Origin of the sequence: Micromonospora sp. NPDC048935 (assembly GCF_043197875.1) — a bacterium.
In the GTDB taxonomy this organism is placed as follows: domain Bacteria; phylum Actinomycetota; class Actinomycetes; order Mycobacteriales; family Micromonosporaceae; genus Micromonospora.
Genome location: NZ_JBICTZ010000005.1, coordinates 19366 through 44708, shown reverse-complemented (window position 1 = coordinate 44708; position 25343 = coordinate 19366). Strand labels below are relative to the sequence as shown.

24 protein-coding genes are annotated in these 25343 nt (G+C 73.2%); 13 read left to right on the top strand and 11 right to left on the bottom strand.

Features of this window, described 5'->3' with window-relative positions; translation table 11 throughout:
• Window positions 1-80: 80 nt before the first annotated feature.
• Complete coding sequence (locus tag ACGFIW_RS15905; RefSeq protein WP_393315438.1) at window positions 81-995, bottom strand: hypothetical protein; 915 nt, start codon at window positions 993-995, stop codon at window positions 81-83.
• Between the two features lie 131 nt (window positions 996-1126).
• Here ACGFIW_RS15905 and ACGFIW_RS15900 point away from each other — a divergent pair, with 131 nt between their 5' ends.
• The 3 genes from ACGFIW_RS15900 (at window position 1127) to ACGFIW_RS15890 (ending at window position 3480) form a co-directional block, all read left to right on the top strand.
• Window positions 1127-2281, top strand: a complete 1155-nt coding sequence (locus tag ACGFIW_RS15900) for a sensor histidine kinase (protein WP_393315435.1) — start codon at window positions 1127-1129, stop codon at window positions 2279-2281.
• Window positions 2278-2883 carry a DNA-binding response regulator gene (locus ACGFIW_RS15895; RefSeq protein WP_393315432.1) on the top strand — a complete coding sequence of 202 codons (606 nt, stop codon included), beginning with the start codon at window positions 2278-2280 and terminating at the stop codon, window positions 2881-2883. The genes ACGFIW_RS15900 and ACGFIW_RS15895 overlap by 4 nt, the downstream gene beginning before the upstream one ends.
• A 78-nt stretch (window positions 2884-2961) precedes the next feature.
• On the top strand, window positions 2962-3480 hold the full coding sequence (locus tag ACGFIW_RS15890) for a 2'-5' RNA ligase family protein (RefSeq protein WP_393315430.1): 519 nt from the start codon (window positions 2962-2964) through the stop codon (window positions 3478-3480).
• A 65-nt stretch (window positions 3481-3545) separates the two neighbouring features.
• Here the strand turns inward: ACGFIW_RS15890 and ACGFIW_RS15885 are convergent, their stop codons facing one another.
• The 3 genes from ACGFIW_RS15885 to ACGFIW_RS15875 all read right to left on the bottom strand — a co-directional run bounded on the left by ACGFIW_RS15885 (window position 3546) and on the right by ACGFIW_RS15875 (window position 5320).
• A complete protein-coding gene (locus ACGFIW_RS15885) occupies window positions 3546-3740 on the bottom strand; it encodes a hypothetical protein (protein WP_393315427.1) in 195 nt (64 codons plus the stop codon).
• A 44-nt stretch (window positions 3741-3784) separates the two neighbouring features.
• Window positions 3785-4459, bottom strand: coding sequence for a hypothetical protein (locus tag ACGFIW_RS15880; protein ID WP_393315424.1), 675 nt, complete (start codon window positions 4457-4459; stop codon window positions 3785-3787).
• A 147-nt stretch (window positions 4460-4606) separates the two neighbouring features.
• Window positions 4607-5320, bottom strand: coding sequence for a PIG-L deacetylase family protein (locus tag ACGFIW_RS15875; protein WP_393315421.1), 714 nt, complete (start codon window positions 5318-5320; stop codon window positions 4607-4609).
• Window positions 5321-5512: 192 nt separating this feature from the next.
• Here ACGFIW_RS15875 and ACGFIW_RS15870 point away from each other — a divergent pair, with 192 nt between their 5' ends.
• The 6 genes from ACGFIW_RS15870 to ACGFIW_RS15845 all read left to right on the top strand — a co-directional run bounded on the left by ACGFIW_RS15870 (window position 5513) and on the right by ACGFIW_RS15845 (window position 13814).
• A complete protein-coding gene (locus ACGFIW_RS15870) occupies window positions 5513-6481 on the top strand; it encodes a DUF5715 family protein (RefSeq protein WP_393315418.1) in 969 nt (322 codons plus the stop codon).
• 4 nt (window positions 6482-6485) lie between these two features.
• Window positions 6486-8087, top strand: a complete 1602-nt coding sequence (locus ACGFIW_RS15865; protein WP_393315415.1) for an asparagine synthetase B family protein — start codon at window positions 6486-6488, stop codon at window positions 8085-8087.
• Window positions 8088-8135: 48 nt separating this feature from the next.
• Entirely contained in the window at window positions 8136-8966 is an 831-nt protein-coding gene (locus ACGFIW_RS15860; protein WP_393315412.1) for a MerR family transcriptional regulator, read from the top strand.
• A gap of 305 nt (window positions 8967-9271) precedes the next feature.
• Window positions 9272-11965 (top strand): fibronectin type III domain-containing protein, encoded by a 2694-nt coding sequence (locus ACGFIW_RS15855; RefSeq protein ID WP_393315409.1) that lies wholly within the window; start codon window positions 9272-9274, stop codon window positions 11963-11965.
• A gap of 98 nt (window positions 11966-12063) precedes the next feature.
• The gene (locus ACGFIW_RS15850; protein ID WP_393315406.1) at window positions 12064-12891 is read left to right on the top strand and encodes a hypothetical protein; all 828 of its coding nucleotides are present in this window, start codon (window positions 12064-12066) and stop codon (window positions 12889-12891) included.
• A complete protein-coding gene (locus ACGFIW_RS15845; protein WP_393315403.1) occupies window positions 12888-13814 on the top strand; it encodes a nucleotidyltransferase family protein in 927 nt (308 codons plus the stop codon). Before ACGFIW_RS15850 ends, ACGFIW_RS15845 begins: the two co-directional genes overlap by 4 nt.
• Window positions 13815-13879: 65 nt before the next feature.
• On the opposite strand, the gene ACGFIW_RS15840 is transcribed toward ACGFIW_RS15845, so the two are convergent.
• The 7 genes from ACGFIW_RS15840 to ACGFIW_RS15810 all read right to left on the bottom strand — a co-directional run bounded on the left by ACGFIW_RS15840 (window position 13880) and on the right by ACGFIW_RS15810 (window position 19872).
• Window positions 13880-14161: a PqqD family protein gene (locus tag ACGFIW_RS15840; RefSeq protein ID WP_393315400.1), complete on the bottom strand. Its 282-nt coding sequence runs from the start codon at window positions 14159-14161 to the stop codon at window positions 13880-13882.
• Window positions 14158-15303, bottom strand: coding sequence for an asparagine synthase-related protein (locus tag ACGFIW_RS15835; RefSeq protein ID WP_393315397.1), 1146 nt, complete (start codon window positions 15301-15303; stop codon window positions 14158-14160). The genes ACGFIW_RS15840 and ACGFIW_RS15835 overlap by 4 nt, the downstream gene beginning before the upstream one ends.
• Before the next feature lie 8 nt (window positions 15304-15311).
• Entirely contained in the window at window positions 15312-16154 is an 843-nt protein-coding gene (locus tag ACGFIW_RS15830) for an ABC transporter permease (protein ID WP_393315394.1), read from the bottom strand.
• On the bottom strand, window positions 16151-16789 hold the full coding sequence (locus ACGFIW_RS15825) for an ATP-binding cassette domain-containing protein (RefSeq protein ID WP_393315391.1): 639 nt from the start codon (window positions 16787-16789) through the stop codon (window positions 16151-16153). The genes ACGFIW_RS15830 and ACGFIW_RS15825 overlap by 4 nt, the downstream gene beginning before the upstream one ends.
• A gap of 34 nt (window positions 16790-16823) precedes the next feature.
• The gene (locus ACGFIW_RS15820) at window positions 16824-16979 is read right to left on the bottom strand and encodes a lasso RiPP family leader peptide-containing protein (protein WP_393315388.1); all 156 of its coding nucleotides are present in this window, start codon (window positions 16977-16979) and stop codon (window positions 16824-16826) included.
• A gap of 128 nt (window positions 16980-17107) precedes the next feature.
• Window positions 17108-18319 (bottom strand): SLC13 family permease, encoded by a 1212-nt coding sequence (locus ACGFIW_RS15815; RefSeq protein ID WP_393315385.1) that lies wholly within the window; start codon window positions 18317-18319, stop codon window positions 17108-17110.
• Window positions 18320-18450: 131 nt separating this feature from the next.
• Window positions 18451-19872, bottom strand: coding sequence for an LVIVD repeat-containing protein (locus ACGFIW_RS15810; protein ID WP_393315383.1), 1422 nt, complete (start codon window positions 19870-19872; stop codon window positions 18451-18453).
• Window positions 19873-20025: 153 nt separating this feature from the next.
• Here ACGFIW_RS15810 and ACGFIW_RS15805 point away from each other — a divergent pair, with 153 nt between their 5' ends.
• The 4 genes from ACGFIW_RS15805 to ACGFIW_RS15790 all read left to right on the top strand — a co-directional run bounded on the left by ACGFIW_RS15805 (window position 20026) and on the right by ACGFIW_RS15790 (window position 25284).
• Window positions 20026-20721 (top strand): DUF305 domain-containing protein, encoded by a 696-nt coding sequence (locus ACGFIW_RS15805; RefSeq protein WP_393315380.1) that lies wholly within the window; start codon window positions 20026-20028, stop codon window positions 20719-20721.
• 67 nt (window positions 20722-20788) lie between these two features.
• Entirely contained in the window at window positions 20789-22000 is a 1212-nt protein-coding gene (locus ACGFIW_RS15800) for a sensor histidine kinase (RefSeq protein WP_393315377.1), read from the top strand.
• Window positions 21997-22662, top strand: coding sequence for a response regulator (locus ACGFIW_RS15795; RefSeq protein ID WP_393315374.1), 666 nt, complete (start codon window positions 21997-21999; stop codon window positions 22660-22662). The genes ACGFIW_RS15800 and ACGFIW_RS15795 overlap by 4 nt, the downstream gene beginning before the upstream one ends.
• Before the next feature lie 147 nt (window positions 22663-22809).
• Window positions 22810-25284, top strand: a complete 2475-nt coding sequence (locus ACGFIW_RS15790) for an ABC transporter permease (protein ID WP_393315371.1) — start codon at window positions 22810-22812, stop codon at window positions 25282-25284.
• Window positions 25285-25343: the final 59 nt, after the last annotated feature.

The following is a 25343-nucleotide window of genomic DNA, read 5'->3' as shown; positions in this document are numbered from 1 at the left end:
CCGACCGGCACAACCCCGCGACCGCGTCCCGCGAGCCGCCCCGACGTTGTCTGGATCACGAGCGGGTGGGGAGGCGGCGGTCAGGCGTCGGTGGACAGGATCGCCAGCACCATCACCGCGGCGACGGCCACGTCGAGCACCAGGCAGAACTCGGCGTAGCCGCGTGGCACCACCCGGCGGTTGCGGTGGTGCACCACGTCCCAGCCGGCGTGCGTCAACCACCCGATCGCCACGAGCCAGTCGGCGGTCCGCCCGCCGGCCGTCGCCGCGACCAGGATCAGGGCGGCCCAGACGGCCAGACCGACGAGTTGGGTGGCGAGCACGCCCCGCCCGCCCAGCGTGCGACGGGCCATGCCGATCACCAGGTAGCCGCCGGGCAACACCAGCATCGTCCACGGGCTGAGCACGCTCGGATCGACCCACATGTCCACGGTCAGCAGCAGCGCCAACCCGGCCGGCCAGCGGTGGGCGAGCGCCACCACGACCCGGTTTCGGCGTACCGGCGCCGGCGCCTCGTGGCGGTGTCGGACCGCCACCAGCACCATCGCGGGAACCATCAGCAGGTGACCGCCGAGCAGCAGCGCCTCGGCGTCGATCAGACCGGCCCGAAACGGCACGATCAGCAGCAGGAACGGGACGTACATCGCGGCGGCCATCTCGCCGACCCCGCGCCAGTGGTGCGCCCGGTAGCGCATCCACACCGTCATCCCGACTGTCATGTTCGTCGCCATCACCAGTGCGGCGACGTCCGGGCGGCGCAACGCACCGGCGAGACCCGAGACGGCGCCGGCCGCGTCCCACAGTGAATCGAGCAGCAGCATCCCGGCGAGCATCGCCAGCGCCATCTCGCCCAGATGCCACAGCAGCCGCCGCGCACCGGCGGCCGGCGCCGCGTCCGGGAGCGCCGCGTCCGAGGCTGTCGGCTCGGCGGTGGGTGCCGTCGCGGGCGGGGGTACGGCGGCGACGGTGTCCGCGTACAACTCTGTCTTTTCCATGCCCCTGACCCTGCCGGCGTCGCGGCGCGGTGGGCAGAACCGTTCGTCATCGGAAAACCGTGCGGGACGCACGGTTCAACCGTGACGGTCGCGGGGGTGGGCCGGGCGTCGGGCGGCCCTAGGATCGACGCGTGGCGAGCGAGGCGGTGACTCCCCGGGCGGACCGCCGGCTGCACCGGGCCCGGCAGGCGACGCTGTTGTCGTTGGTCACCGGCGTCTGGGCGAGCGTCCTGCTCCCGGCCGTCGGGCTGACCCGCGAGCCGGCCCCGGGCCGGGTGGCGCTCGGCGCGGTCGGCATCCTCGCCTTCGTGACCGCCCAGACCGTCGTGCTGTACGCGGCCGTCACGCCGTGGCTCGACCCGCGCTGGCGGCGGCGCGCCCAGGTGAGCCTGGCGGCGACGGCGGTGCTGACGGTTCCGCTGGTGGGCCCGGTGGACGCCGGCGGGTGGCCGACCTGGGCCTGGCTGGGTGCGGCACTGATCGGCATGGCCCCGCTGCTGCTGCGACTGCGGGCCGCGCTCGTGATGGCCGCCGGCGTCCTGCTGGTGGCGGTGGCGGTCGCCGTGTGGACCGGGGGGTCCATCGCGCGTCACCTGGCCGTGACCGGCGGGATCGGGGCCTCCGTGGCGGCCGTCAACGGGTTGCAGATCTGGTTCTGGGGCCTGCTCGTGGACGCCCGGCAGGGCCAGGCCGCACAGGTGCGGCTGGCCGCTGCCGAGGAGCGGCTGCGCTTCGCCCGTGACGTGCACGACGTACTGGGGCACCATCTCACCGTCATCGCGCTGAAGGCCGAACTCGCCGCCCGGCTCGCGCCGGTCGACCCGGAACGGGCCGGTCGGGAAGCCGCCGAGGCGCAACGGCTCGCCGTGTCCGCGTTGACCGAGGTCCGCGAGACCGTGCACGGCTACCGGGCGGTCGATCTCGGTGAGCAGTTGGCCGCCGTGGCGGAGATCCTGCGCTCCTGCGGGGTGCGCTGCACGGTGTCGCCGCCGCCGGTCGACCTGCCCCAGGCGGCCGCCGCCGAACTGGCGGCGGTGCTGCGCGAGGCGGGTACGAACGTGCTGCGGCACAGCCGGGCCGAGTGGTGCCGGATCCACATCGACCGGGACGAGAACGGGGCCAGGATGACCATCGCCAACGACGGTGCCGACGACAGCGGCCCGGACGCGCACAGCCATGGCCTGCGCGGTCTGGCCGACCGGCTGGCCGTGGTCGGGGGAGAGGTGCGGGTCCGCCGGGAGGACCGCGTGTTCACCCTCGCGGTGACAGTGCCGGTGGCGTCGTGATCCGCGTCCTGCTCGCCGACGACGAGGACCTGATGCGGGTCGCGGTCGCCGCGCTGCTCGGCCTCGAACCGGACATCGACGTGGTGGCCCAGGCCGCCGACGGTCCCACGGCGGTGACCGCGGCGCTCGCGCACCGCCCGGACGTGGCCGTGGTGGACCTGGAGATGCCCGGTCTGGACGGCATCGGGGTGGCCGCCGAGCTGACCCGGGTCCGCCCCGAGTGCGCGGTGATCGTGCTGACCGGGCACGGCCGCCCGGGGCACCTGCGGCAGGCGCTGACCGCCGGTGCCCGTGGGTTCCTGCCCAAGGGCTCGCCCGGTGGTGCGCTCGCCGACGTGATCCGCCGGGTGCACGTCGGCGGCCGGTACGTCGACCCGTCGCTGGCCGCCGACGCGTTGACCCTGCCCGCGTGCCCGCTGACGCCCCGCGAGCTGGAGACGTTGCGGCTGGCCGAGTTCGGCGCACCGGTCGCGGTGATCGCCCGCCGGGTGCACCTGTCCACCGGCACCGTCCGCAACCACCTGTGCGCCGCCGTGCAGAAGCTCGGCGCGGCCGACCGGGCCGACGCGGTGCGCACCGCCCGCGACAACGGCTGGCTCTGACCACGTCGCGCTTCCCAGCGGGAGCGTGCTCGGTCCCCATCCCGTGGATGGTGCCGGCCGTCGGGTTAGCGTGGGCGCGTGCGTACCGTGGAACTGGTCTGCTCGCCCGGGTTGGACGTCGCGGTCCGGGCGGTCTGGGGTCGGTTGGCGGCGGCGGGGTTGCCCAGCCTGGCCCGCAACATCCACCCGACCAACCGGCCGCACCTCACGCTCGCGGCGGTGGACGACTTCCCGCCCGGCGTCGCGCACCGTCTGGCCGAGCTGTTCGACGCCGCGCTACCGGTGCCGGTCACCCTCGAACGTGTCGTCGTCCTCGACGGCAGTGCCCCGCTGGTCTGGCTCGTGCGACAGACGCCCGCCCTGACCACGCTGCACGCGGCCGTCTGGGACGTGCTCGCCGAGGCCGACGGGCAGCGGCCGTGGCACGCACCGGGGGAGTGGGTGCCACACCTGAGCCTGGCCCTGCGGTTCCGCGACGCGGACCTGCGCCGGGCCCGCGCCGTGAGCGGTGGGCAGCGCCCGGGGGGCGACTTCGTCGGCGCGCGCAGCTATGACGGTACGGATCGGACGGTGACCCCGTTGACCAGGCTCGGCTGAGGTCGTCGCGGGACCGGGCCCCGGATCGCCGCGACGGTCACCGGCCCGAGCCCGCCCGGGTGCGGCTACCCACCAGGGCCGCTCGACGACCGCGGTGGGGACGGCGGTGTGCCCAGCGCGCGTACCGCCGTCGAGGACACCGCGGCCAGGTCGGGCCGTGCGGGCAGGAACACCGTGGCGACGCCCAGCGACTGCTTCATCGCGGCGAGCTTGTACTCGGCCCGCAGGTCGGTGGTGTTACGCAGGCCGCGGACGATCACCGCTATCTCGTGGCGACGGCAGTAGGCGTGTCGACGAACTCGTGCTAGTTGCTGCCCCCGCCGTCGCCACCGCCACTGAACTCGCCGCCACCCACCCCACCTGAGCTGCCGGCGTAGCCGTGGCGGCCGTCCAGGAAGGGCAGATCGCCACGGATGCCGCGGGGTTTGGGTCGTTTGCCCGGCCCGCCGAGGTGTTGCAGGCAGACCCGTTCGGCAACCGGGAAACATTCGCCACGGCCGCCGCAGTCGGCCAGGTAGCGCTTGCCGTCGGGGACGCGAAGCTCCTGGTCGACCCGGAACAACAGGGGAAGGCTGGTCGGGTCGCCACCCTCGTCCCGGCGGGCGTGACTCAGCGTGGCGAGCAGCAGCGAGCCGCGCTCGGCGTTGGGTGGGTCGCCGCCGGTCGCGGGCCCCGGTTGGTGGTGCAGGAGGCGCCCGAACGCGGCGTCGCAGAAGGTGGCGTAGTCCCGCGTGTGCAGGGTCAGTGCCTGCCACAGGTCGTCCACGACCATCGACGGCACGGACAGCTTCGCACCGGGGTGGCGGACGACGAGCCGGAACCACTGCCGGGTCGCGGTCTCGACGAGGACGATGTCGTCGGCACTGAGATGGGGGTACCGATTTCGGAGGCGCTCCCGCCCGCTGGCCGGGAACTGCAGATCGGAGACGGCGCGGATTCGGCGAGGGGTTCTGTCGCTTCTGAACTTCGGCCAGTTCATGCGGCTACTTCTATCCGCCCGGGCTGCGGGCGCTCGTGCCTCGACTTGCCGAAGTGGCGCCGTGGCTCCTTCAGAGTAGGGGCGGCAGGCAAGCGCGGCACCGGACGCGCCGGTCCGCTGTCGACCGCGCGGGGGCGCGCGGGGGGTTCAGGCCGGGGCGGGACGCCACAGGCCGATCTCGAAGGCTTCGCACAGCCCTCGTTCGCGGCCCGCCACCTGCGCCCACCAGCGGCTCTTGACCCGCAGGTACTCCTCGCTCATGTAGTCGCGGTCGAGGATCTGCCGATACGCGGCGAGCGCCTCGATCTTGGTGTACCAGACGTCCGTGACGTCGACGAAGAAGGTCGGGCGGAAGTCGGTCGTGGCGAAGGTCGGGTGGCCGAGGAGGAGCATCGTCGGATGACGGCTGCGGCTGACGGTGATCCGTACGGCGTGACAGATCGCGTTGTGGTCCTGGTTCTGCCCGGCACCGGGGCCGTGGGTGATCACGACATCCGGGCGGCGGGCGTCGATCAACGCATCCGTGATGGTGACCAGATCCCCGTCGATGCGCAGGTCGTTGGACTCCAGGTCGCCGACCTCGCCGGTTGCCCCGAGGATCTCGCAGCAGGCGTCGAACGCCTTGTCCCTGCCCTGACTCCCGCGTGACAGGGAGGCGACGTGGACGTCCATCCCGGCCTGGGCCATCCGGGCGATGGTGCCGCCGCAGAGGAGGGCCTCGTCGTCCGGGTGCGCGACGATCACCAGAGCGGTCCGCAGTGCGGTCGTCGCGAAGGGACTCGCTCCGCCGCCCGGATCGTTCGCCGCCATCGAGGCAGAAGCCGCCCCCGCCCACCGTGTCGTCGCGATGTCGTCAGCCATTCACGAAGTATGGCGGCAATCCGTCATCGTCTGATCACGCGCTGGTACGACCTCGTTCCGTCGTTCGGCGCAAAGCTGAGCGCGGCGTCCGGCTCTTTCCGGGGTGAATCGGAGGATTGTTCGATCTGGTCCGGTCCGGCTGATTACGGTGTGTTCAGGGCGATCCACCCAGTGCCAGAAGGGACCCCCGTCATGCGAGTGCCCAGCCGTAGTCCGGGTCAGCAACCTGGATCGCCCGTCTCGCCCACCGCGCCGGCCCGCCGCCGCCCCTCCGGCACGACCCCCCGCCGCCGGTCCGCCGCCGAGCCCGACCTGGCGGCCTACCGGGCCGCTGTCGCCGAACTGCTCGTCGAGGTCGGCGCACTGGCCGACGCGACGAGCACCCGGGCCCGCCAGGTGCTCGTCGATGAGCGCCTGCGGGAGCCGGCGCTCGCCGCCGTCCTCGACGCCACCCCCCAGGGGCTGCTCGGGGCGCGCGAGACGCTGCTGCTGGAGATGGCCCGCTACCAGCCCAACGAGCGCACCTCGGCGCGCGACCTCAGCGCGCTGGTACGGATCTACCTGCTGTCCCGCATCGACGTGCTGTGGTGGCAGGACGCCCCGACGTTCCGCACCGACGACCAGGTCAACGGCAGCGCGGAGTTGGTCGACCTGGAGTGGCTGCGTCGCCGCGACCTGCTGCGGTTCCGCTACCAGGAACAGCCCGCCACCCTGCTGGGCCGTGCCGCCCGCGGGTTGCGCCGACGGCTGCGCCCGGACGCCGCCCCGCAGACCGCCGGCCTGCTGTTCCGGCGCGCCCGCCGGGAGGTCGTGGCGCTGCTCAACGACCTGGCGCGGGAGTTCGCCGCCGCCGCGCCGCCGCACACCCCGCCGCTGTGGGTGACCAGCCTGGTCCGCAGCACCGAGCACCAGTACCGGCTGCGGCGCCTCGGCTACGCCGCGATGCTGCCCAGCGGGCACTGCCTCGGCTACTCCGTCGACGTCGAGCTGAGCTGGTTCGAGCGGTTCGGTGCGCGCCAGGCCCTCGCGGAGTTGCTGCTGGCCCGGCAGGAGGCCGGCGAGGTCAACGTGATCGACGAGGGGCAGGCGTGGCACCTGTGCCTCGCGCCCGCCGCCCGACGCCGCCTCCGCCAGGCGTACGAGGCCGAGATGGGGGTCTGAGCCGGTGTGCGGCATCGCCCTGAGCATCGGCCCCGAGGCCGACCCGACGACCTTCCGGCGGATGCTTGCCGTCCTGGCCCCACGCGGTGAGGTCACCGAGACCCGTTGCGAGAGCGGGCTGCTCGCCGGCACCCGCCGCCTGCGCGTCGTCGACCGGGACCGGGCGGTGCAGCCGTGGACGTCGACCGACGAGGGCTGGCTGCTCTGCTTCAACGGCGAGATCTTCAACCACCGGGAGCTGCGGGCGCAGTTGACCCGACTCGGTCAGGCGTTCCGCACCGAGAGCGACACCGAGGTGCTGCTCGCCGCGTTCCAGCAGTGGGGCGAGGCGGCGGTGACCCGGCTGCGCGGCGAGTACGCGTTCGCCATCGTGCAGCGGGCCACCGGCCGGGCCTACCTGGCCCGCGACCCGCTCGGGGTCAAACCGTTGTACTGGTCGCGCCGGCCCGGCTGTCTGCACCTCGCCTCCGAGGTCAAGGCGCTCGTCGGGCACGGCGCCCCGATCGTCGAGGTGCCACCCGGGCACCACGGCTGGGCCGAGGCCGACGGGCACGTGCGACTGGACCCGTACGTCGACCTGCTCACCATCGGCGCGGGCCTGCCGGTCGTCGACGACCCGGACGAGGCCCGCCTGCTCGTTCGTGCCGCGCTCAGCGACGCCATCCGGATGCGGGTGGAGACCGACCTGACCGTCGGGGTGGTGCTCTCCGGTGGGCTGGACAGCTCGCTGATCCTGCGCCAGGTGCGCGACATCCACCCGGACTGCGTCGCGGTGACGGTGGGCGTCGCGGACAGCCCCGACGTCGCGTACGCGCGGCGGCTCGCCGCTGATCTCGACGTGCCGCACGTCGTGGTCGAGCTGCGCCCACGCGACATCCGGCTCGCCGACGTGCGCGAGGCGATCCGGATCTCCGAGTTGACCGAGTACGGCGACATCATCAACGCGGTCGTCTCGGTGCCGATCTTCCGTCGCCTGCGTGACCTGGGGATCAAGGTGGTGCTGACCGGCGACGGCTCCGACGAGCTGTTCGGTGGGTATCCGATGTACCGCCAGGTCGGCCCGGCCGCGGCGCGCCGGCTGTTCCTGCACCGGATCCGCAACCTGTGTCGGACCGAGTTGCAGCGGGTCGACCGGGCCGCCATGGCGCACGGGGTGGAGGCGCGGGTGCCGTTTCTCGACCTCAGCGTGGTGGAGCTGGCGATGCGGCTGCCGCTGAGCCTGAAGGTGCGCGACGGGCAGGAGAAGTGGATCGTCCGGCGGGCGTTCGCCGACGTGCTGCCCGACTACGTCCTGCGCCGGCCGAAGAACCCGATGTCGTACTCGTCGGGTCTGCACGAGCGGGTCCGGCTGTACAAGCCGCTCTTCGCCCGGCTGCACCGCTCCTTCGGCTACGACCTGCAACAGCCGGTGCGCCGCGACTTCGACACCGTGCTGAGCCGGTGTGGCAACGACCTCGACCGGGCCATCGCCGACGGGCTCGACCGGCCCGACTACACCGTGCTGGAGCACGCCCGCGACCTGGTCGGTGCCGCCAGGTGGAACGCCGCGCCGATGGTCCGCCGGCTGGTCGGGCCGCGCCCGGCCCGCCGCTCGTCGACCGGTTGACCCGACGCTTGACTCTGACACCGTGTCAGGGACGAGCGTGAGGGGACCATGTTCACCATCGGAGACTTCGCCCGACTGGGCCGGGTGTCGGTGCGGATGCTGCGCCACTACGACAGCATCGGGCTGCTCCGGCCGGCCGCCGTCGACAGGCACACCGGATACCGGTTCTACCGCGCGGACCAACTGCGCCGGCTCAACCGGGTGATCGCCCTGAAGGAGCTGGGCCTCACCCTGGAGCAGGTGCGGGTCATCGTCGACGACGCCGTCGACGTGGTCGAGCTGCGCGGCATGCTGCGGCTGCGTCGTACCCAGTTGGAAGAGCAACTGGCCGCGGACGCCGCCCGGCTGGCGGCGGTCGAGGCGAGGCTCCGGATGATCGAGTCGGAGGGCACGATGAGTACGCAGGACGTCGTTCTGAAGGACATCGCACCGGTGCGGGTCGCGGAACTGACCGCTGTCGCGGCGAGTTACCAGAGCCAGGACATCAGCCCGGTGATCGGGCCGCTGTACCCGGAGTTGTTCCGCCGGCTGGCCGAGGCCGGGATCACCCCGACGGGGCCGGCCATCGCCTGGTACGAGCCGGCCACGGAGGGCGACGGCGACGCGGTGCTGGTGCACGCCGGGGTGACCGTCGCGGTCGGGCCGACGGCAGGTGGCGATGTCGAGGTACGCGACCTGCCCGCGCTGGGCGTCGCCGCGACGATCGTCCATCATGGCGCGATGGACGACGCCGACCAGAGCATGCAGGTGCTCGCCCGCTGGATCGACGACAACGGCTACCGCGCCGACGGCTTCGCCCGCGAGGTGTACCTGGACTACTGCCCGGACCAGCCGGAGCAGGGCGTCACCGAGCTTCAGCTCGCGGTGCGCCGGGACTGACACGGCCCTGCCGTCGCGTCCGCCGCGGGAAGGACGCGACGGCAGTCGGAATTCGGACAACCTCCGCCCATGGCTGGACACTTTCCCCACCCGAATATGGCCTGACCTGGGAAAACTGGTAGGAGTGGATAGAGATCCGTCACTCAACACGTGAAAGCCATTCCGTGCGTGACGGTCGGTTTTCCGCCAGTCGCCCTGCGGCCGGGGGCAGCAGGCGCGTGGCCCGCCGAGGACCATCAGCCGGCCGCCTGCCTCCTTCCCCCGCCCGCGGTGGCCCTCATCCCCGGGAGAGGGAGAAACCATTCATGTCCCCAGTGCTCCGTGCCCGTCCACGGGCCGTCACGGCATGCGCCGCAATCCTGGCGCTGATCGTCAGTCTGCTCGTCGCCCCCACGGCGGCCTCGGCTCGCGCCCCGAGTCGCACCCCCACACCGGCAGTGGCGCCGGTGACAGCGCCGGCCGCCGCCACGCAGCGGATCGCCGAGCTGGCCGCCCCGGCGCAGCCACCGGCCGCGCCGGCCCGGCCCACCGCGTCCTGGCGTGCCGGCACGGCAACGGTGAACTGGAAGGCGCCGGCTGACGGCGGCTCGGCCCTCAGCGGGTACGTGGTCACCGCGTACCGCAACGGCAAGAAGGCGAAGACCGTCACCTTCGACGAGTCGACGACCACCCGGAAGGTCGAGGGTCTGACCGCCAGGGCCACCTACACCTTCACCGTCGCCGCGAAGAACGCCGAGGGCGTCGGCCCGGCCAGCAAGCCCTCCGCGGGCGCCAAGATCATGGCGCTGCCCGGTGCGCCGACCATCATCGCGGTCACCGCCGACACCGCCACCGCCCTGCTGAGCTGGACGCCCGGCCCCAACGGTGGGTCACCGATCCTCAACTACATCGTCACGCCCTGGGTGAACGGCGTGCGTCAGCCCGCCCAGACCTTCGGGCCGTCCACCACCAACACCGTGACCGGGCTGGTCCCCACCACCCCCTACCGGTTCACGGTGGCCGCCCGTACCGCCGAGGGCACCGGTCCCGAGTCGCCCCTGTCCGATCAGGTGATCGCGAACCTGTCGCCGACGCTGCTGTTCGACCACCCGGACGAGGCGACCGTCGGGATCGCGTACGTCGCCACCCTGAACGTCACCCACGGGGTGCCGCCGTACACCTGGAGCGTCGACTCGGGCACACTGCCGCCGGGCCTCACGCTCAACCCCGTCACCAACGGCATCTCGGGTGTGCCAACCACCGCCGGTACCTACCCGGTGGTCGTCCGGGTGAACGACTCGAACGGGCAGACCGGCACCCGCCTGATCAACCTGGTGGTCAACAAGGCACCCGTCCTGAGCTTCCCGCCGCCGCCGCTGGGCGAGGTCAACGCTCCGTACGCCGAGCAGCTCAACGTGATCGGCGGCACCGCGCCGTTCACCTGGTCGCTGGCCAACGGCTCGCTGCCGCCCGGATTGGCCCTCGACCCGGTCAGCGGCCTGCTGTCCGGCCGGCCGACCCAGGCGGGCGCCTACCCGGCGACGGTCCGGGTGGCCGATGCCAACGGCCAGAGCGCCACGCGGGCGGTCCGCATCCTGATCCAGGCGGCCAGTGTGGCCACCCTGACCGCGTCGACGAACTCCACCACCTTCGGCACGCCTGTGCACTTCGAGGTCATCGTCGGCCCAGGGGTCGCGGAGGGGAGCGTCACCCTGATCGACGAGCAGCCCAACGGGGTGGAGACCCCGCTCGGCACCTTCCCGGTCGTGCTCAACACGGCATCCTTCGACATCTACGTGCCGGCGTTCGGGCACAACCAGTTCCGGGCGCAGTACGACGGCACCGCTCCGTTGGGCGAGGCGGTGTCCAACGAGGTCACGATCGAGGTCTCGGCGGCGCCCCGGCAGGTGGTCATCGACCAGTTCGCGCAGTCCGGCATCAACGGCCTCACCGACCAGTTCGTCTCGATCGTCAACGGCACCGCGATCAACCTGCCGATCGCCGGTTTCAAGGTCGAGGCCCCGGGCGGGGTGTCCGTCACCATTCCCGGCACCGCCCGACCGCTGCCCCCCCGACGGGGTTACCTGATCGCGGCAACCGGCTACTCCCTGTGGAACATCCAGCCCGACCTCGTCGTCGCCAACCTCGGCCAGGGCGGGTTCCGGCTGGTCGCCCCGGATGCCGCCGGGACGGTCACCGACCGGGCGGGTTCCACACCGGGCTTCTCCGAAGGGCCACCACTGCCCGCCTTCACCAGCCCGCCGTTCGTCCACCACTCCTGGAACCGGCTGAGGATCGCCGGCAATCTGCGGGACACCGCCAACAACGTGGCCGACTTCCGGTTGACGGCCACCATCCTCGGCCCGATCAACGGGGTGCCGTCCACACTCGGCAGTCCGTCCCCGCAGAACACCCTGGGCACCTACCAGCAGAACGCCGCTGTCCAGTCGACGCTGTTCGACCCGAACGTGGCCGCGTCGGTCGCGCCCAACCGGGTCCGCACCGCGAACAGCCTGGTCATCCGGCGGACGCTGACCAACCGGTCGACCGCACCGATCACCCAGGCGCGGATCCGGATCACGTCGTTGAGCGCGGAGAACGGCGCACCGTACCCCGGCGGGTCGTCGCCGCAGGTGCACTCCAACCTGCGGTTGGTCAACCCGGCCAACGCCACCACCTCGATCACCATCAGCGATGGTCGGACGTTGCTGGTGCGCAACCTGTCCATGGACGCGCCGGCGACCAACCCGCCGGGTGGAGGGCTGGGCACCACCCTGACGATCCCCATCGACCTGGGTGGCCTGGCGCCGGGTGCGTCGATCAACATCGCGTTGAGCTTCGCGGTGGACACACCCGGACCGTTCTGGGTGGCGTACGACGTCGACGCGATCGGCGGGGGAGCGGTCCCGAGGATCGCGCCCTCGGCGAAGGGCGCCACGGCGACCAAGCAGCGCGCGGCGGACGCCAAGCGACTGAAGGAATCGCAGGAGTTGACAGTCATCAGGGGAACCCTGCGCTGACGCTCGTCGAGTGAGGATGCGGGTGGCGTGTCACCACGAGCGCCACCCGCATCGCGTCACCGTCCAGGACCGTTGAGCAGACGATGAGCGGGGGGATCATGCCGACATCCGGACGCGGCGTGTACGGGCTGCGGGTGCACGGCCTGGACGAGGCGTCCGAGTTGCCGCCGGCCGAGGGCGCGGCCCTCGGGTGGCCCGCCGTGCGGGTCGGCCAGGTGGCCACACCGCCTCCACCGCCGGTGCCGTTGGACGGCCGGCGGGGCACCCGGGTCCTCGCCGACGGGCGGACCCTCGCCGTCGACCGGCCGGGCGGCACCGCCACCTTCTACGGGCCACCGCTCGCTGCGGACGTGCTGGCCCATCCGTACCTCGCGCCGGTGGCCACCACCGTCAACAGGTGGGCCGGTCGGGAGGCGTTCCACAGTGGCGCGTTCGTGCTCGCCGGCCGGGCCTGGGCGGTGCTCGGCCCGCGTACCGCCGGCAAGAGCAGCCTGCTCGCGGCCCTGGCCGCCCGGGGGGTGTCGATCCTGACCGACGACATCCTGGTCGTCGACGGCGTCGACGCCTTCGCCGGCCCGCGCTGTGTCGACCTGCGGCGGCCGGTGCCGGGGGTGGCGCTGCCCACCCGGCCGGTCCGGGCCGGCGACCTGCTGCGGGTGGGGCTGCCGCCGATCGCGCCGCACGTCCCCCTGGGTGGCTGGCTGTTCCTGCGCTGGGGCGGCGCGGTCGGCCTGGCCCGGGTGCCCGGCGCCACAGTGCTGGCTCGCCTCGCCAGCCGGCGGTCGTTCGGGCAGTTGCCCTCCGATCCGGCTGCGCTGCTGTCGCTCGCCGCCCTGCCGGCGTGGGAGCTGACCCGGCCGCGCGACTGGGCGGCCCTCGACGACACCCACCGGCTGGTGGTCGACGCCGTGGGAGCGACCCGGTGACCGACCTGCCGTCGGCGGTCCGCTGTCTGAGCCTCGACACGGCCGCGGTCCGGGTCACCGAGGCGCTGGCCGCCCGGGGCGTGGTGGCCATCCTGCTCAAGGGGGCGGGGCTGGCCCGCCGGCTGGGCCAGGAGCGGCACCGGCTCTACACCGACGTCGATCTGCTGGTCGCCCCCGCCTCGTTCGACCTCGCGCAGACCACGCTTACCGACCTCGGCTGCCACAGCGCGCTCCCGGAGGGTCGCCCCGACCATCGGTCGCACTGGTACGAACGGCCGTGGCGGATGCCCGGCCCGCTGTCGCTCACCATCGACCTGCACCGCGGTTTCCACGGGGTGGCCGATCCCGAGGCACTGTGGGCCGGGTTGTCCACCTCGGCGCAACGGATCGGGTTGGCCGACGGCCTGGTCGCCGTGCCGGACGAGGCGGGCGCCGCCCTGCTGGTGGCCCTGCACGCCGCCGCGCCGGGCCGCTCCGACCGGCCGGGTGCCGACCTGCGGCGGGCGCTTGCGGTCTTTCCCGTCGCCACCTGGCGATCGGCGGCCGACCTCGCCACGCGGACCGGCGCGCTGCCGTCGTTCGCGCTCGGGCTGCGCCTCACACCGGCGGGCGCGGCGCTGGCCACCACGTTGGCCCTGCCCCGACAGGGCACGCCGGCGCTGTGGCTGCGGGCCCACCGCTCCTCACCGGCAGCCCTGACGATCGCGCAGCTCGCCGAGCTGCCCGGTGTGGTCGACCGGCTGCGCCACCTCGGCCCACGGCTGTTTCCGACACCGGCGTCCATGCGGCACGCCAGCCCGCTGGCCCGCCGGGGCCCGGTCGGTCTGCTACTGGCGCACCTGGCCCGGCTGGCCCGCAACACCGGGCGGCTCCCGGCCGCACTCAACGAGGTACGTGCGGCGCGGCGCGACGATCACGGCTGACCGCTGGCGGGTGCTGCCCTACCCGCCCGGCGTGACCTGTCGTCGTGTCCGAGTGACCGGGCCGGTCAGGGGCGTTGGACCAGCAGCCCGTGCCCGCGCAGGTCCGCCAGGAACGCGGCCACGTCGGCGCGGGCCCGCTCCCGGTCCACCGGGGCGGCCTGCACGAGTGCCGTGACCAGCTCGGTGCTGGTGGCGCCGGTCACCAGTCGCTGCCACAGCAGCGCGCCGGTGGCGTCCAACCCGAAGTAGACCGAGTTGCTGGTGTCCAGCACGACGACCTCCTCGCCGGCGACCCGCCAGGCCACCCGGTCCGGGTCGACCCGGTGCACGATCTCCTGCTCTGTCACGGCGTGACCTCCATGTCGATCTCGGAACGCTCCGGCCGGCCGGCGGAGTCGGGCGGGTTGGCGGCCAGCCAGAGCTGTTGGACCAGGCTGGCGGTGCCGCCGGGGATCGGCCAGTGCGACCAGATCTCCCGCAGGGCCTCCGGGTCGACCAACTCCTCGTCGGCTCCGGAGCCGTCCCAGGAGCTGACGAACTCCCGGGTCGGCGTCCGGAAGAACACCTCAAGGAAGCGGGCCTTGCGGCGGGGCGCGGTGACCTCGGCCGGTAGGGCTCCCCGGACGATCTCCGCGAGCAGCCGGTCCCGGCCGATCCTCCGGTGGCCGCCGAACCGCAGCGCCAACGCGGCCAGAAAGCCCTCGTCGAGCAGCGGCTGGATCGCGGTCGCCCGGTGCTCGGCGGCCAACGCGGCAAGCGCCGAGCAGGTCGTCCGCAGGTCCCGCCGTCGGGTGTGCCAGGCGATCCGCTGCCGCAGGCGGCGCGGTTCGGCCCGTTGCTCGGCGCGTTGCGCGCGGTGCGCCGCCCGGGCGACCTCCGCGCGCAGCCACGGAAACGCCTCCGCCGGGCCCTGCCGGGTACGCGCGGCGTGCCGCAGCCACCACAGTCGGGCGCGCAGCGAGGCCGCCGGTGGACGACGCCACCCGGCCAGGACCTGGTCGCCGCCGGCACCGGTGAGCAGTGCGCCGCCGGTGGCCAACTCGGCGATGGGCAGGTGCAGGTGCAGGTTGACCGGATGGACCACGCCGTGGCGGTGCAGCAGCCGGCGGGCCACCGGCCCGATGAGGTCCAGCTCGTCGGCGGCCCGCAGGATCTGCCACGAACCGCCGAGCCCCAGCGCCGTGATCACCCGGTGCTGCCAGTCCGACTCGTCGGCCCGGGGGGCGTCGGTGAACCGCCAGGTGACCGGGACCGGGTCGGGCAGCCCTTCCCGGCGGGCGGCCCGGACGGCCACCGCCAGGATCAGCGACGAGTCCAACCCGCCGGAGAAACTGACCACGCACGGTGGGCGGGTCAGGCCGGCCAGCACGGCGGCGTCGAGCGCGCCCAACGGGTCCGGTCCGCCGGCCGGAACGGGCCGACGTGGTGGTGGCGCGGCGACACCGAGCAGCGTGCCGCTGGCGATGTCGAACGGTGTCGGACGGAGCATGTCGTACCTCAATCGCGTTTCAGGGCGCCGCGGCGGGCGGCGACCCGCAGCGCCCCCGCGAAGGCCCAGCTCGACACCGGCAGCAGGAGCGCGGTGGCACCGAGCAGCGTGCCGGCCGACCAGGCCCAGTCGCCGCCGGCCAGCGCGGCGCGCAGGCCGTCCAGGGCGATCCGGCTGGGCAGCACCGCGGTCAGCTCCGGCAGCGGGCCGGGGAGTTCGGAGACCGGAAAGTACGTGCCGGACAGGAAGGTGAGCGCGACGACGAAGAGTCGGGCGGCGGCGTCGCCGTGCCCGACGGCCACGCTGAACGCCGCGAGCGCGATGCCGATGCCCAGCACCGACGCGGTGCCGGCGATCAGCAGCACCGCGACTCCCCACCAGTCGGCACGGTCGGTGTGCAGGCCGAGCACGGTGCCGAGGATCGCCAGGTAGACGCAGGAACGCAGCAGGGCGAACAGGAACGGGTAGCCGGCGGTCCCGACGGTCAGCGCGATGACCGGCATCGGCTGGGCGGCCAGCAACTCCAGTGTCCCGCTGCGCTGTTCCCGGATCACCCGACCGGTCAGTTGCGTGGTGGCGGCCTGGAGGACGAGCAGGAAGGTGATGCCGACCGCCACGAAGTCGAAGTAGCTGGCCGAGTGGGCGAGGTCGGTGCCCGCCGACGGGGTGAGCACCCGGGAGATGAACAGGAAGACGGCCAGGTTCACCACCCCGAAGGCGAGGTCCAGCAGCAGCGGCAGCCGGAACTGCCGCGGGTCGCCGAGATCGCGGCGGACCAGGGCGAGGATCATCGCGGGCGCCCTGGCCCCGGCGGCCCGGCTGGTGGTCGCGGCCGAACTGGTCGAGGTCACGACGCGACCGCGGTCGTCGTCGGCGGCTGCCCGGTGAGGGTCAGGGCGGACTCGCACCGGGCGCGGTCGTCGGCGAGGTGCGACGCGATCACGCAGGTCAGCTCGGGCCGTCGGTCGAGCGCCTGCCACAACAGCTCCCGCGACGTCTCGTCGAGGGAGCGGCCCGGCTCGTCGAGCAGCAGCAGCGCGGGATCGGCGACGAGAGCCCGCGCGATGCTGACCCGGGCGCGCATCCCCGCCGAGCACCGCTGCACCGGGACTGTCGCGTAGCCGGCCAGGTCCAGTTCGGCTTCGACCCGGGCGACGGCCGCGCGGACGGCTCGCCGGGGCAGTCGGAGTCGGGCGACGAGGGACACGTTCTCCCGTGCCGACAGCGTCTCGTAGAGGCCCTGTTCCGGGGCGAGACACACGCTGGTCAGGTGTCGGGCGGGAAGTGAGCCGACCGGGTGGCCGCCGACGGTGGCCTGTCCGGCGCTGAGGGTCAGCGTGCCGGACAGGCACCGCAGCAGTGTGGTCTTGCCGGATCCGTTGCTGCCGCCCAGGAACACTCGGGCACCCACCGGGACGTCGAGGTCCAGGTCGGCGAAGATCACCCGGCGACCGAACCGACGCTGTGCCCGGCGGATCGTGAGCAACGGCGGTGCTCCCACGCTGTCGGGCGGCGGCGGGTCAGAGCGAACCGTCGCCGCCGCCGCCCAGGCCGTCGTCCGGACCCACGGTGCCGCCCTTGGTCAGCTCGGCGAGGGTGCCCAGGCGCTGGATCGTCGGTGGCCGGTAGTCGGGAACGGCCGTATCGGGCGTGTCCAGTTCGCGGTGCGATGTCATCGGTTCTCCTACTCGAATCGGTGTCGACCCAGCATAAACGGTCATCTCGCGCTTCAGGTAGATAACACGACGTGGGTGGCCATACGTCGCAACCGGGCGAGAACCATTCAATGGTGGTTAGAGCGGGCTCAGCTCGTGAGCAGTAACGCGCCGACCGCCGCGACCGTGCCGGTGACCGCGAGCAGGGTGCTGGTCAGCACGAACCGTCGCATCGGCACCGCCACCCCGGCCGCCCGGCAGCGTTCGAACCACAGCAGGGTGGCCAGCGACGCCCACGGGACGGCCAGCGGGCCGATGTTGGTGCCGATGAGCAGCGCCAGCAGGCGGGTGTGGTCGTCGGGTGGCAGCACCGACTCACCGGCCAGGTAGGCCGGTAGGTTGTTGACGACGTTGGCCAGCAGCGCACCGGTGCCGCCCGTGCGCAGTTCGCCGAGCGTTCCGCCCTGGGTGCCGAGCAGGCCGGCGACCAGGTCGTCCAGCCCGTGCTGGCCGAGGGTCTGCACCACCAGGAACAGGCCGGTGACGAAGAGCAGCAGCCGCAGCGGCACCAACCCCGGGCGCAGTGTGGCGGGGGAGCGTACGACGAACCCGACGAGCACCAGCGCGAGCGCGACGGTGGAGGCGAGACCGATCTCCACGCCGGCGAGGATGCCGGCGACGAAGAGCAGACAACCGGCGAGCGCGACGCGGTGCAGCACCGGATCCGCCGGTACGTGCCGCTCGGGCGGAACGAATCGCCCGCCGGCCGGCGCGTCCCGCCGCCACCAGCAGTACCAGAGCAGCGCCATGGTCACCGTCACCGCGGCGGCCTGCGGCAGTGCCATCCGGGCCGCGTACGCCAGCGGTGCCAGACCGATCCGGTCGGCGGCCAGCAGGTTTGTCAGGTTCGACACCGGCAGCAGCAGGCTTGCGGTGTTCGCCAGCCAGACGGTGGTGACCGCGAGCGGGGCGGCCGGGACGCGCAGGTTGCGGGCCAGCGCGAGCAGCACCGGGGTGAGCAGCACGGCGGTGGTGTCGAGATTGAGCACGAGGGTGGTCAGCGTGGCCAGCCCACCACAGAGCAGGAACAGCGCCGCCCACCTGCCCCGGGAGGCGATGGCCAGCCGGCTGGCCAGCACGTCGAAGACGCCGGCCACGGCGGTCAGCTCGGCGAGCACGATCACGGTGCCGAGGAACAGCAGCAGCGGCAGGATCCGGTGCAGGGTGGCGGTGGTCTCCGCCGGTGACAGCAGCCCGCTCAGCGCGCAGCCCGCGCCGGCCACCGCCAGGACGACAGCCACGAGGTCGAGCGGGTGCGGGCGCCAGCGCACGGACGGCTCGGGCGGGGCTGTGGGTTTCACGTCTGCTCACGGTGGCACAGCTGCTGAGCGGTGGCTCGGCAACCCCCGTCGAGGTGACGGGTCCCACCCGCGCGACCGGGCCCGGCCTCCCGCGGATCGGGGGACCGGGCCCGGTGTTTGCCGTGCGGTGCCTACCAGCCCAGGTAGCTGGGCTGGGTCTGCACGTTGAGCTCGTTGTAGCGGGTCAGCTTCGCCGACCAGGTGCGCCAGTCGTTCAGCTCCAGGACGTCGAGGCCCTTGACCATGTCGTTGGAGTAGATGTGGCCGTTGTAGTAATACGCCGACCAGGTGCCACCGCCGACGAACGTGTCCGCCGAGAGCGGGCCGCGCTCCCAGAAGGCGATCTCCTTCGGGTGGGCCGAGTCGGTGAAGTCCCACACCGAGATGCCACCCTGATACCACGCCTGGACCATGATGTCGCGGCCGAGCACCGGCACCAGCGAGCCGTTGTGTGCCACGCAGTTCTCGGTGTCCGCGTTGACGCGCGGGATCTTGTAGTAGCTGCGGAACGTCATCGTCCGGGCGTTGCCGCGGCCGGTGATGTCGTAGATGGCGTCCGCACCCCGCTCGGGGCCGATGGCCTCGTTGCAGGTCGCCGCCCCGCCACCACCCAGCTCGTCGGTGAAGACCACCTTGGTGCCGGAGTTGTTGAAGGTGGCCGAGTGCCAGAACGCGAAGTTGACCGTGTCCCGGACCCGGTTGATGACCCGGGGCGCCTCCCGGTTCTTGATGTCGAGCAGGATGCCGTCGCCCATGCAGGCGCCGGCGGCCAGGTCCTTCGACGGGTAGGCGGTGATGTCGTGGCAACCGGTCGTCGCCGAGCCGGTCTCGCTGCCGGGGAAGCCGCCGTCCGGGAAGAGGTTCGGTGTGGCGACCACTGCCGCGTCGGTGGGCTTCTTCAGCGGCACCTTGACGATCGAGATGGAGTCGTGCGGGGGCTGGCAGTCCGGGTACTCGGCCCGCGGGCTGTACGACGACACGTACAGGTAGACGGCCTTGCGGTCCTTGCCCGGCACCAGGGTGTGGGTGTGCGAGCCGCAGGCCGTCTCGACGGACTTGATGTAGCGCGGGTTGGCCTTGTCCCTGATGTCGAAGACCTTGATGCCCTCCCAGGATGCCTTCACGTTCGCCCCCTGCGTGGTGCTGGTGCAGGAGTCGTCGCTGCGCGACGAGTCGGTGGAGAGGAAGAGCAGGTCGCCGTGGACGGAGATGTCGTTCTGCGACCCCGGGCAGAGCACCCGGGCCGTGACCGTCGGCGCGCTGGGCCGCGAGATGTCGTAGATGACGAAACCGTTGTAGTTGCCGGCGAACGCGTACCTGCCCTGGAAGGCGATGTCGCTGTTCGTCGCGTCCAGTGGGGCGACCTTGGGCACGTTGGCGATCTGCCGCAGGTTGGGGCTGCTGACGATCTCGTCGACGCCGGGGATCGCGTTGGCGGTGGGGGCCGACGGGGGCGCCACCTGGGCGTTGCTCGCCGGGGCGACGAGCGCGCTGGCGACGAGGAGGCCGGTCGTGGCGAGCGCCACGGTGCGCAGGTGGCGTGGCCGTGGCATGTGAGGTCTGATCATCGGCGAGGCCCTTCGCAAGGGGAAGATGATTGTCGACACCCTACCGCCCGACGATGAACGTCGATGTGACCCGGGTCACATCAAAGGGCCTGCGTCAATGGATAGCATCGCGGTGACCTCGACTTCAGGGAGTGGCCCATGACCGATCGGCGCGCACGAACCCTGGCGATCGTCACACTGGCGCTCGTGCTCACTCTCGTCGCTGTCGTCGTGCACCGCTCCGGCGGCGACACCGAGAACGGTGCCGTGCCGGCCACCTCCGCGTCACCCACGCCGACCGTCAGCCCGGTCCCCACCGACCTGACCGTCATCGCGCCCGGCCGCCCCGGTGAGGTGGCGGCCACCCGCGCCGCCCACGAGGTCCGCGACGCCGGCCCCGCGCCGCACAACTCGTTGGACGTCTGGTTCGTCCGGATGATGATCCCGCACCACGCGCAGGCCCTCGCCATGGCCGAGCTCGCCGGCGACCGCGCGGCCGAGCCCGACGTGCGCGCCCTCGCCGAGCGCATCCGGGCCAGCCAGGGGCCCGAGATGGGCATGATGCGGGGCTGGTTGCAGACTCGCGGCCTCCCGGCGCAGGCCGAGGGGCACGACCACGGCACCATGCGCGGCATGCAGTCACCCGAGGCGATGCGGCGACTCGCCGCCACCACGGGCCCGGACTTCGACAGGCTGTTCGTCCGGATGATGACCGAGCACCACGAGGGTGCCATCGAGATGGCCACCAACCTGCTCACCGTCGGCTCCGACCTGACGCTCAACGAGTTCGCCACCTCGCTCGCCACCGAGCAGACCGTCGAGATCGACCGGATGCGCGAGGTCCTCGCCCGCTGAGCCGCGCCAGCCGGGAGCGAGCGACCCGGCCGAGGCGCGGTGCCCCGCCCCACGGCACGTACGCTGGGTGACCGTGAGACGCACGATGGTCGGTCGCCCGCTGCGCAGCGTCGCCTTCGACGTGGCCGTCTCCGCGGCGGTGGCGCTCATCGGCCTGGCCGGTGCGGCGAACCTGGCGGGCGGTTGGGCGGCCGCGCTGGTCTGTGTCGGGATGGCCGTGGCGCTGCTGTTCCGCCGTGCGCGCCCGGGCGCGGTGACCGTGGTGATCGCGGCGCTCGGCCTGGTGCAGGTCATCGCCCGGTGGGGTCCGCTGCCCTTCGACGTCGCCGTCCTGATCGCGCTCTACAGCGTGGTGAAGTACGGCGAGCGGCTGCGCGCCGCGGTGCTCGCCGGTGCGGCCGCCGCCGTGGGCGTGGTGCTCGCCGCCGTGCAGACCCCGGGCGTCATCAGTTGGTGGGTCACCGCGCTGTGGTACGCGTTGGTCACCGGCGCGGTGTGGTTGGTCGCGCTGAACGTGCGGACCCGCCGGCTCTACGTGCTCAGCCTGGAGGAGCGGGCCGCCACCCTGGAACGCGAACGGGAGGCCGAGTCCCGGGCGGCGGTGGCCGAGGAGCGCACCCGGATCGCTCGCGAGCTGCACGACGTGGTCGCCCACAGCCTGGCGGTGATGATCGTCCAGGCGGACGGCGCCCGGTTCATGCTCGACCGTGACCCCGCCCAGGCCCGCACCGCCGTGAAGGTGGTCGCGGACACCGGCCGGGCGGCGCTGGAGGAGATGCGTCGGCTGGTCGGCGTCCTGCGCGACGCCGGCCCGGCCGGCGGCGACGAGCTCGCGGTGGCCGCCGACCCGGAGCACCGTCGTCTGGCGCTTGCCGAGTTGCCCGACCTGCTGGCCCGGTTCGGTGACGCCGGCCTGCACATCCGCAGCACCGTGACCGGCGACCAGCCGCCCCTGCCGCCGGGCCTGGAGCTGACCGTCTACCGGGTGGTGCAGGAGGCGCTGACCAACGCCCTCAAACACGCGGGCGTCGGTGCCGTCGTCGAGGTCGCCCTCACGTACACCGCCGACGCCGTCGTGGTCCGGGTACGCGACGACGGTCGGGGCCGCCCGCTGGTCAGCCCGGCGCCGTCCGGCGGTCACGGTCTGCTCGGGATGCGGGAGCGGGTGACGGTGTACGACGGCAGCCTCACCGCCGGTCGTCGACCGGCCGGGGGTTGGCAGCTCGAGGTCCGGCTACCGCTACCGTCGGACCCGGCGACGGAGGTGATCGCGGCATGACGGTCCGGGTGGTGATCGTGGACGACCAGGCGCTGGTGCGCGCCGGGTTCCGGATGGTGCTGGGCTCCCAGCCCGACCTGGAGGTGGTCGGGGAGGCGATCGACGGTGCCGACGCCCTGCGGGTGCTCGCCCGCACCGAGGCCGACGTGGTCGTGATGGACATCCGGATGCCCACCATGGACGGGGTGGAGGCGACCCGGCGGCTCTGCGCCGACCGGCCCGCCGGCGGGCCCCGGGTGCTGGTGCTGACCACCTTCGACACCGAGGCGGACGCGTTCGCCGCCCTCCAGGCCGGGGCGAGCGGGTTCCTGCTCAAGAACGTTCCGCCGGAGGAGCTGCTGGCCGCGATCCGGGTGGTGGCCCAGGGCGACTCGGTGGTGGCACCGTCGATCACCCGGCGGCTGCTGGACCGGTTCGCCGGGCAACTCGGCGCCGCCCCGAGCGCCGACCCGCGCCTCGCGCAACTCACCGACCGGGAACGGGAGGTGCTGCTGCTCGTCGCACAGGGCCTGTCCAACGCGGAGATCGCCGCCCGGGTGCACGTGGCCGAGGCGACGGTGAAGACCCACGTCGGTCGGATCCTGGCGAAGCTCCAACTGCGCGACCGGGTTCAGGCGGTGGTCCTGGCGTACGAGAGCGGGCTGGTGACACCCGGCGGATGACGCCGCGTACGACCTGGGTCGTAGCCGGTGGCGGGCGCACCCCGACCCGGGACGCACGCAGGTCGAGCATTCCGGTGGAGATCAACCGACCGGCTCCGGCCATAGCGTCGGAGGGGTCCGATCCGCCACCTGCACCGGGAGCCCCGCATGATCCGCCTGACCCTGCGCTCGTTGCGTGCCGAGGCGCTGCGCATGCTGCTCTCCGCACTGGCCGTCGTGCTGGGGGTCGCGTTCGTGGCCGGCACGATGATCTTCGTCGACGGGATGCGCGCCGGGGCGTACGAGCGGGCCGGCACCTTCGACCGGCACACCGACCTGGGCGTCTACGCGACAGGCGCGGAGGTGTTGTCCCCGGCCCTCGTCGACCGGGTGCGTGCGGTCGACGGGGTGGCCGCCGCCGACGGCGAGCTGACCAACACCGGCGGGCTCCTCGGCTCCGACGGTCGTCCGGTGCTCGGCTTCACCATGCTCGTGGCCATCCCCACCGAGCAGGCCGTGCGCTCGTACGACGTGGTCGCCGGTCGGCTGCCCGACCGGTCCGGAGAGGTGGTGCTGGACGCGCCGACGGTCGCCGAGGAGGGCTTCACGCTCGGCACCGAGGTCCGCGTCGGCGGCAGCAGCGGTGCGGCCCGCCCGTACACCCTGGTGGGGACCGTCGACGTGGCGGGCACCGTCCGCGACGTCGGCGGCCCGTTCGTCGGCCTGGTCGGGCCGGACGCGTTGGCGCTGACCGGCCAGCGGGGCTACGGCCGCATCCTGGTGGCGGCCCGCCCGGGTGCCTCCGTCGCGGCGGTGACCGAACGGGTGCGTGCCGTGGCCGGCGGCGACGCCACCGTGAAGAGTCGCCAGCGGATCCTCGACGAGGCCGTCGAGGAGGCGGTCCGCAACGCGGACCAGTTCCGGATGCTGCTGTTGATCTTCGTGGGGGTCGCGGTGGTGGTGGCCGGCTTCGTGATCGCCAACACCTTCGCGATCGTGCTGGCCCAGCGCACCCGGCGCACCGCGCTGCTGCGCCTGATCGGCGCCACCCGGGGTCAGGTCTTCCGGGCCGCCCTGGTGGAGTCGGCGGTGCTCGGGTTGGTCGCCTCCGCGCTCGGGGTGCTGCTCGGGGTCGGCCTCGCCGGTGGGCTGCGACTGCTGATGTCGCACCTGGACGTGCCGGGCACCAGTGGCCTGGCCGTGACCGGTTCGACAGTGCTGACCGGCCTGCTGCTGGGCACCGCGCTCACGGTCTGCGCCGCCCTGCTCCCGGCCTGGCGGGGCACCCGGATCGCGCCGGTGGCCGCGCTGACCGACGCCGCGGTGCAGCCGAGCCGGAGCGCCGGTCGGGTGCGGTTGGCCTTCGGCGCGGTACTGCTGGCCGTCGGTGTCGCCGCGCTGGCCGGTGCCGCGAGCGCCGGCCAGTTGGTGCTGGTGGCGGCCGGTGGGGTGCTGACCTTCTTCGGGATCGTGCTGTTCGGGCCGGTGCTCGTTCCGGCGCTGGCCCGGGTGTTCGGCTGGCCGGCCCGCCGCGTCCTCGGGGCGACCGGCGCGCTGGCGGTGGCCAACACGGTCCGCAACCCGCGGCGGGTCGCCGCGACCGCAACCGCCCTGGTGATCGGGATCGGACTGGTGTCGGCCTTCATGGTCGGCGCGCGCAGCACCAAGGACGGCATCGAACGCAGCGTGGACGCCCAGATCGGGACGGACTTCGTGGTCAGCGGAATCGGCCAGAACCTTCCCGCCGCCCTCACCGGTGAGCTGGCCGCCCGCCCCGAGCTGGGTGTGGTGCACGAGCAGCGCCACACCGTCGTCGCCGACGTCGAGATCCGGGCGGCCCACCCGGCGCTCGTCGGCCGGACGCTGGGCGGGGTGTTGGCCGGCGACCCCACCGGGGTCGGGCCCGGGCAGGTGCTCGTGCACCGGGAGCTGGCGCAGGCCCGCGGCCTGCGGGTCGGCTCCCCGGTGACCGTCGCAGGCCGGTCGTTCCAGGTGGCGGCCGTGGTCACCGACGACACGTCCGCCGACGGCGCGCCCGCGGGCAACGTCATCGACATGTTCGACGCGGACTTCGCCGCGCTCTTCCCCGCCCAGCGGGGCTTCCTGACCGAGATCGACCCCGCCGCCGGGGTGAGCGCCGAGCGGGCCCGGGACGCGATCGAGGCGGTGCTGGGCAGCTACCCGACGGTGAACCTGATGGACCAGGGCGCGTACAAGAAGTCGCTCACCGGCACGGTGGACATGGTGCTCGCCTTCGTCACGGCACTGCTCGGTCTGGCCGTGGTGATCGCCCTGGTCGGCGTGGCCAACACGCTGAGCCTGTCGGTGGTCGAGCGGACCAGGGAGAACGCCGTGCTGCGGGCGGTCGGGCTCACCCGGGGCCGGATGCGGGCGGTGCTCGCCGTCGAGGCGGTGCTGATGGCGTTGGTCGGCGCGGTGCTCGGCGTCGGGCTGGGCACCGGCGTCAGCGCCTCCGCGATGGCCCTGCTCACCCGTCTCGGCGGTGACTTCCACCTGGTGCTGCCGCTCGGCCAGCTCGGACTGATCCTCGGCGTCGCGGTGCTGGCCGCCCTGCTCGCCTCGGTCCTGCCGGCCCGCCGGGCGCTGTCCCGCCCGGTCGTCGAGGCGCTCGCCGACCAGTGACCGGCCCTGCCGCCGGCCGGAGCGGCCCTGCCGCCGCCGGCCGGAGCGGCCCTGCCGCC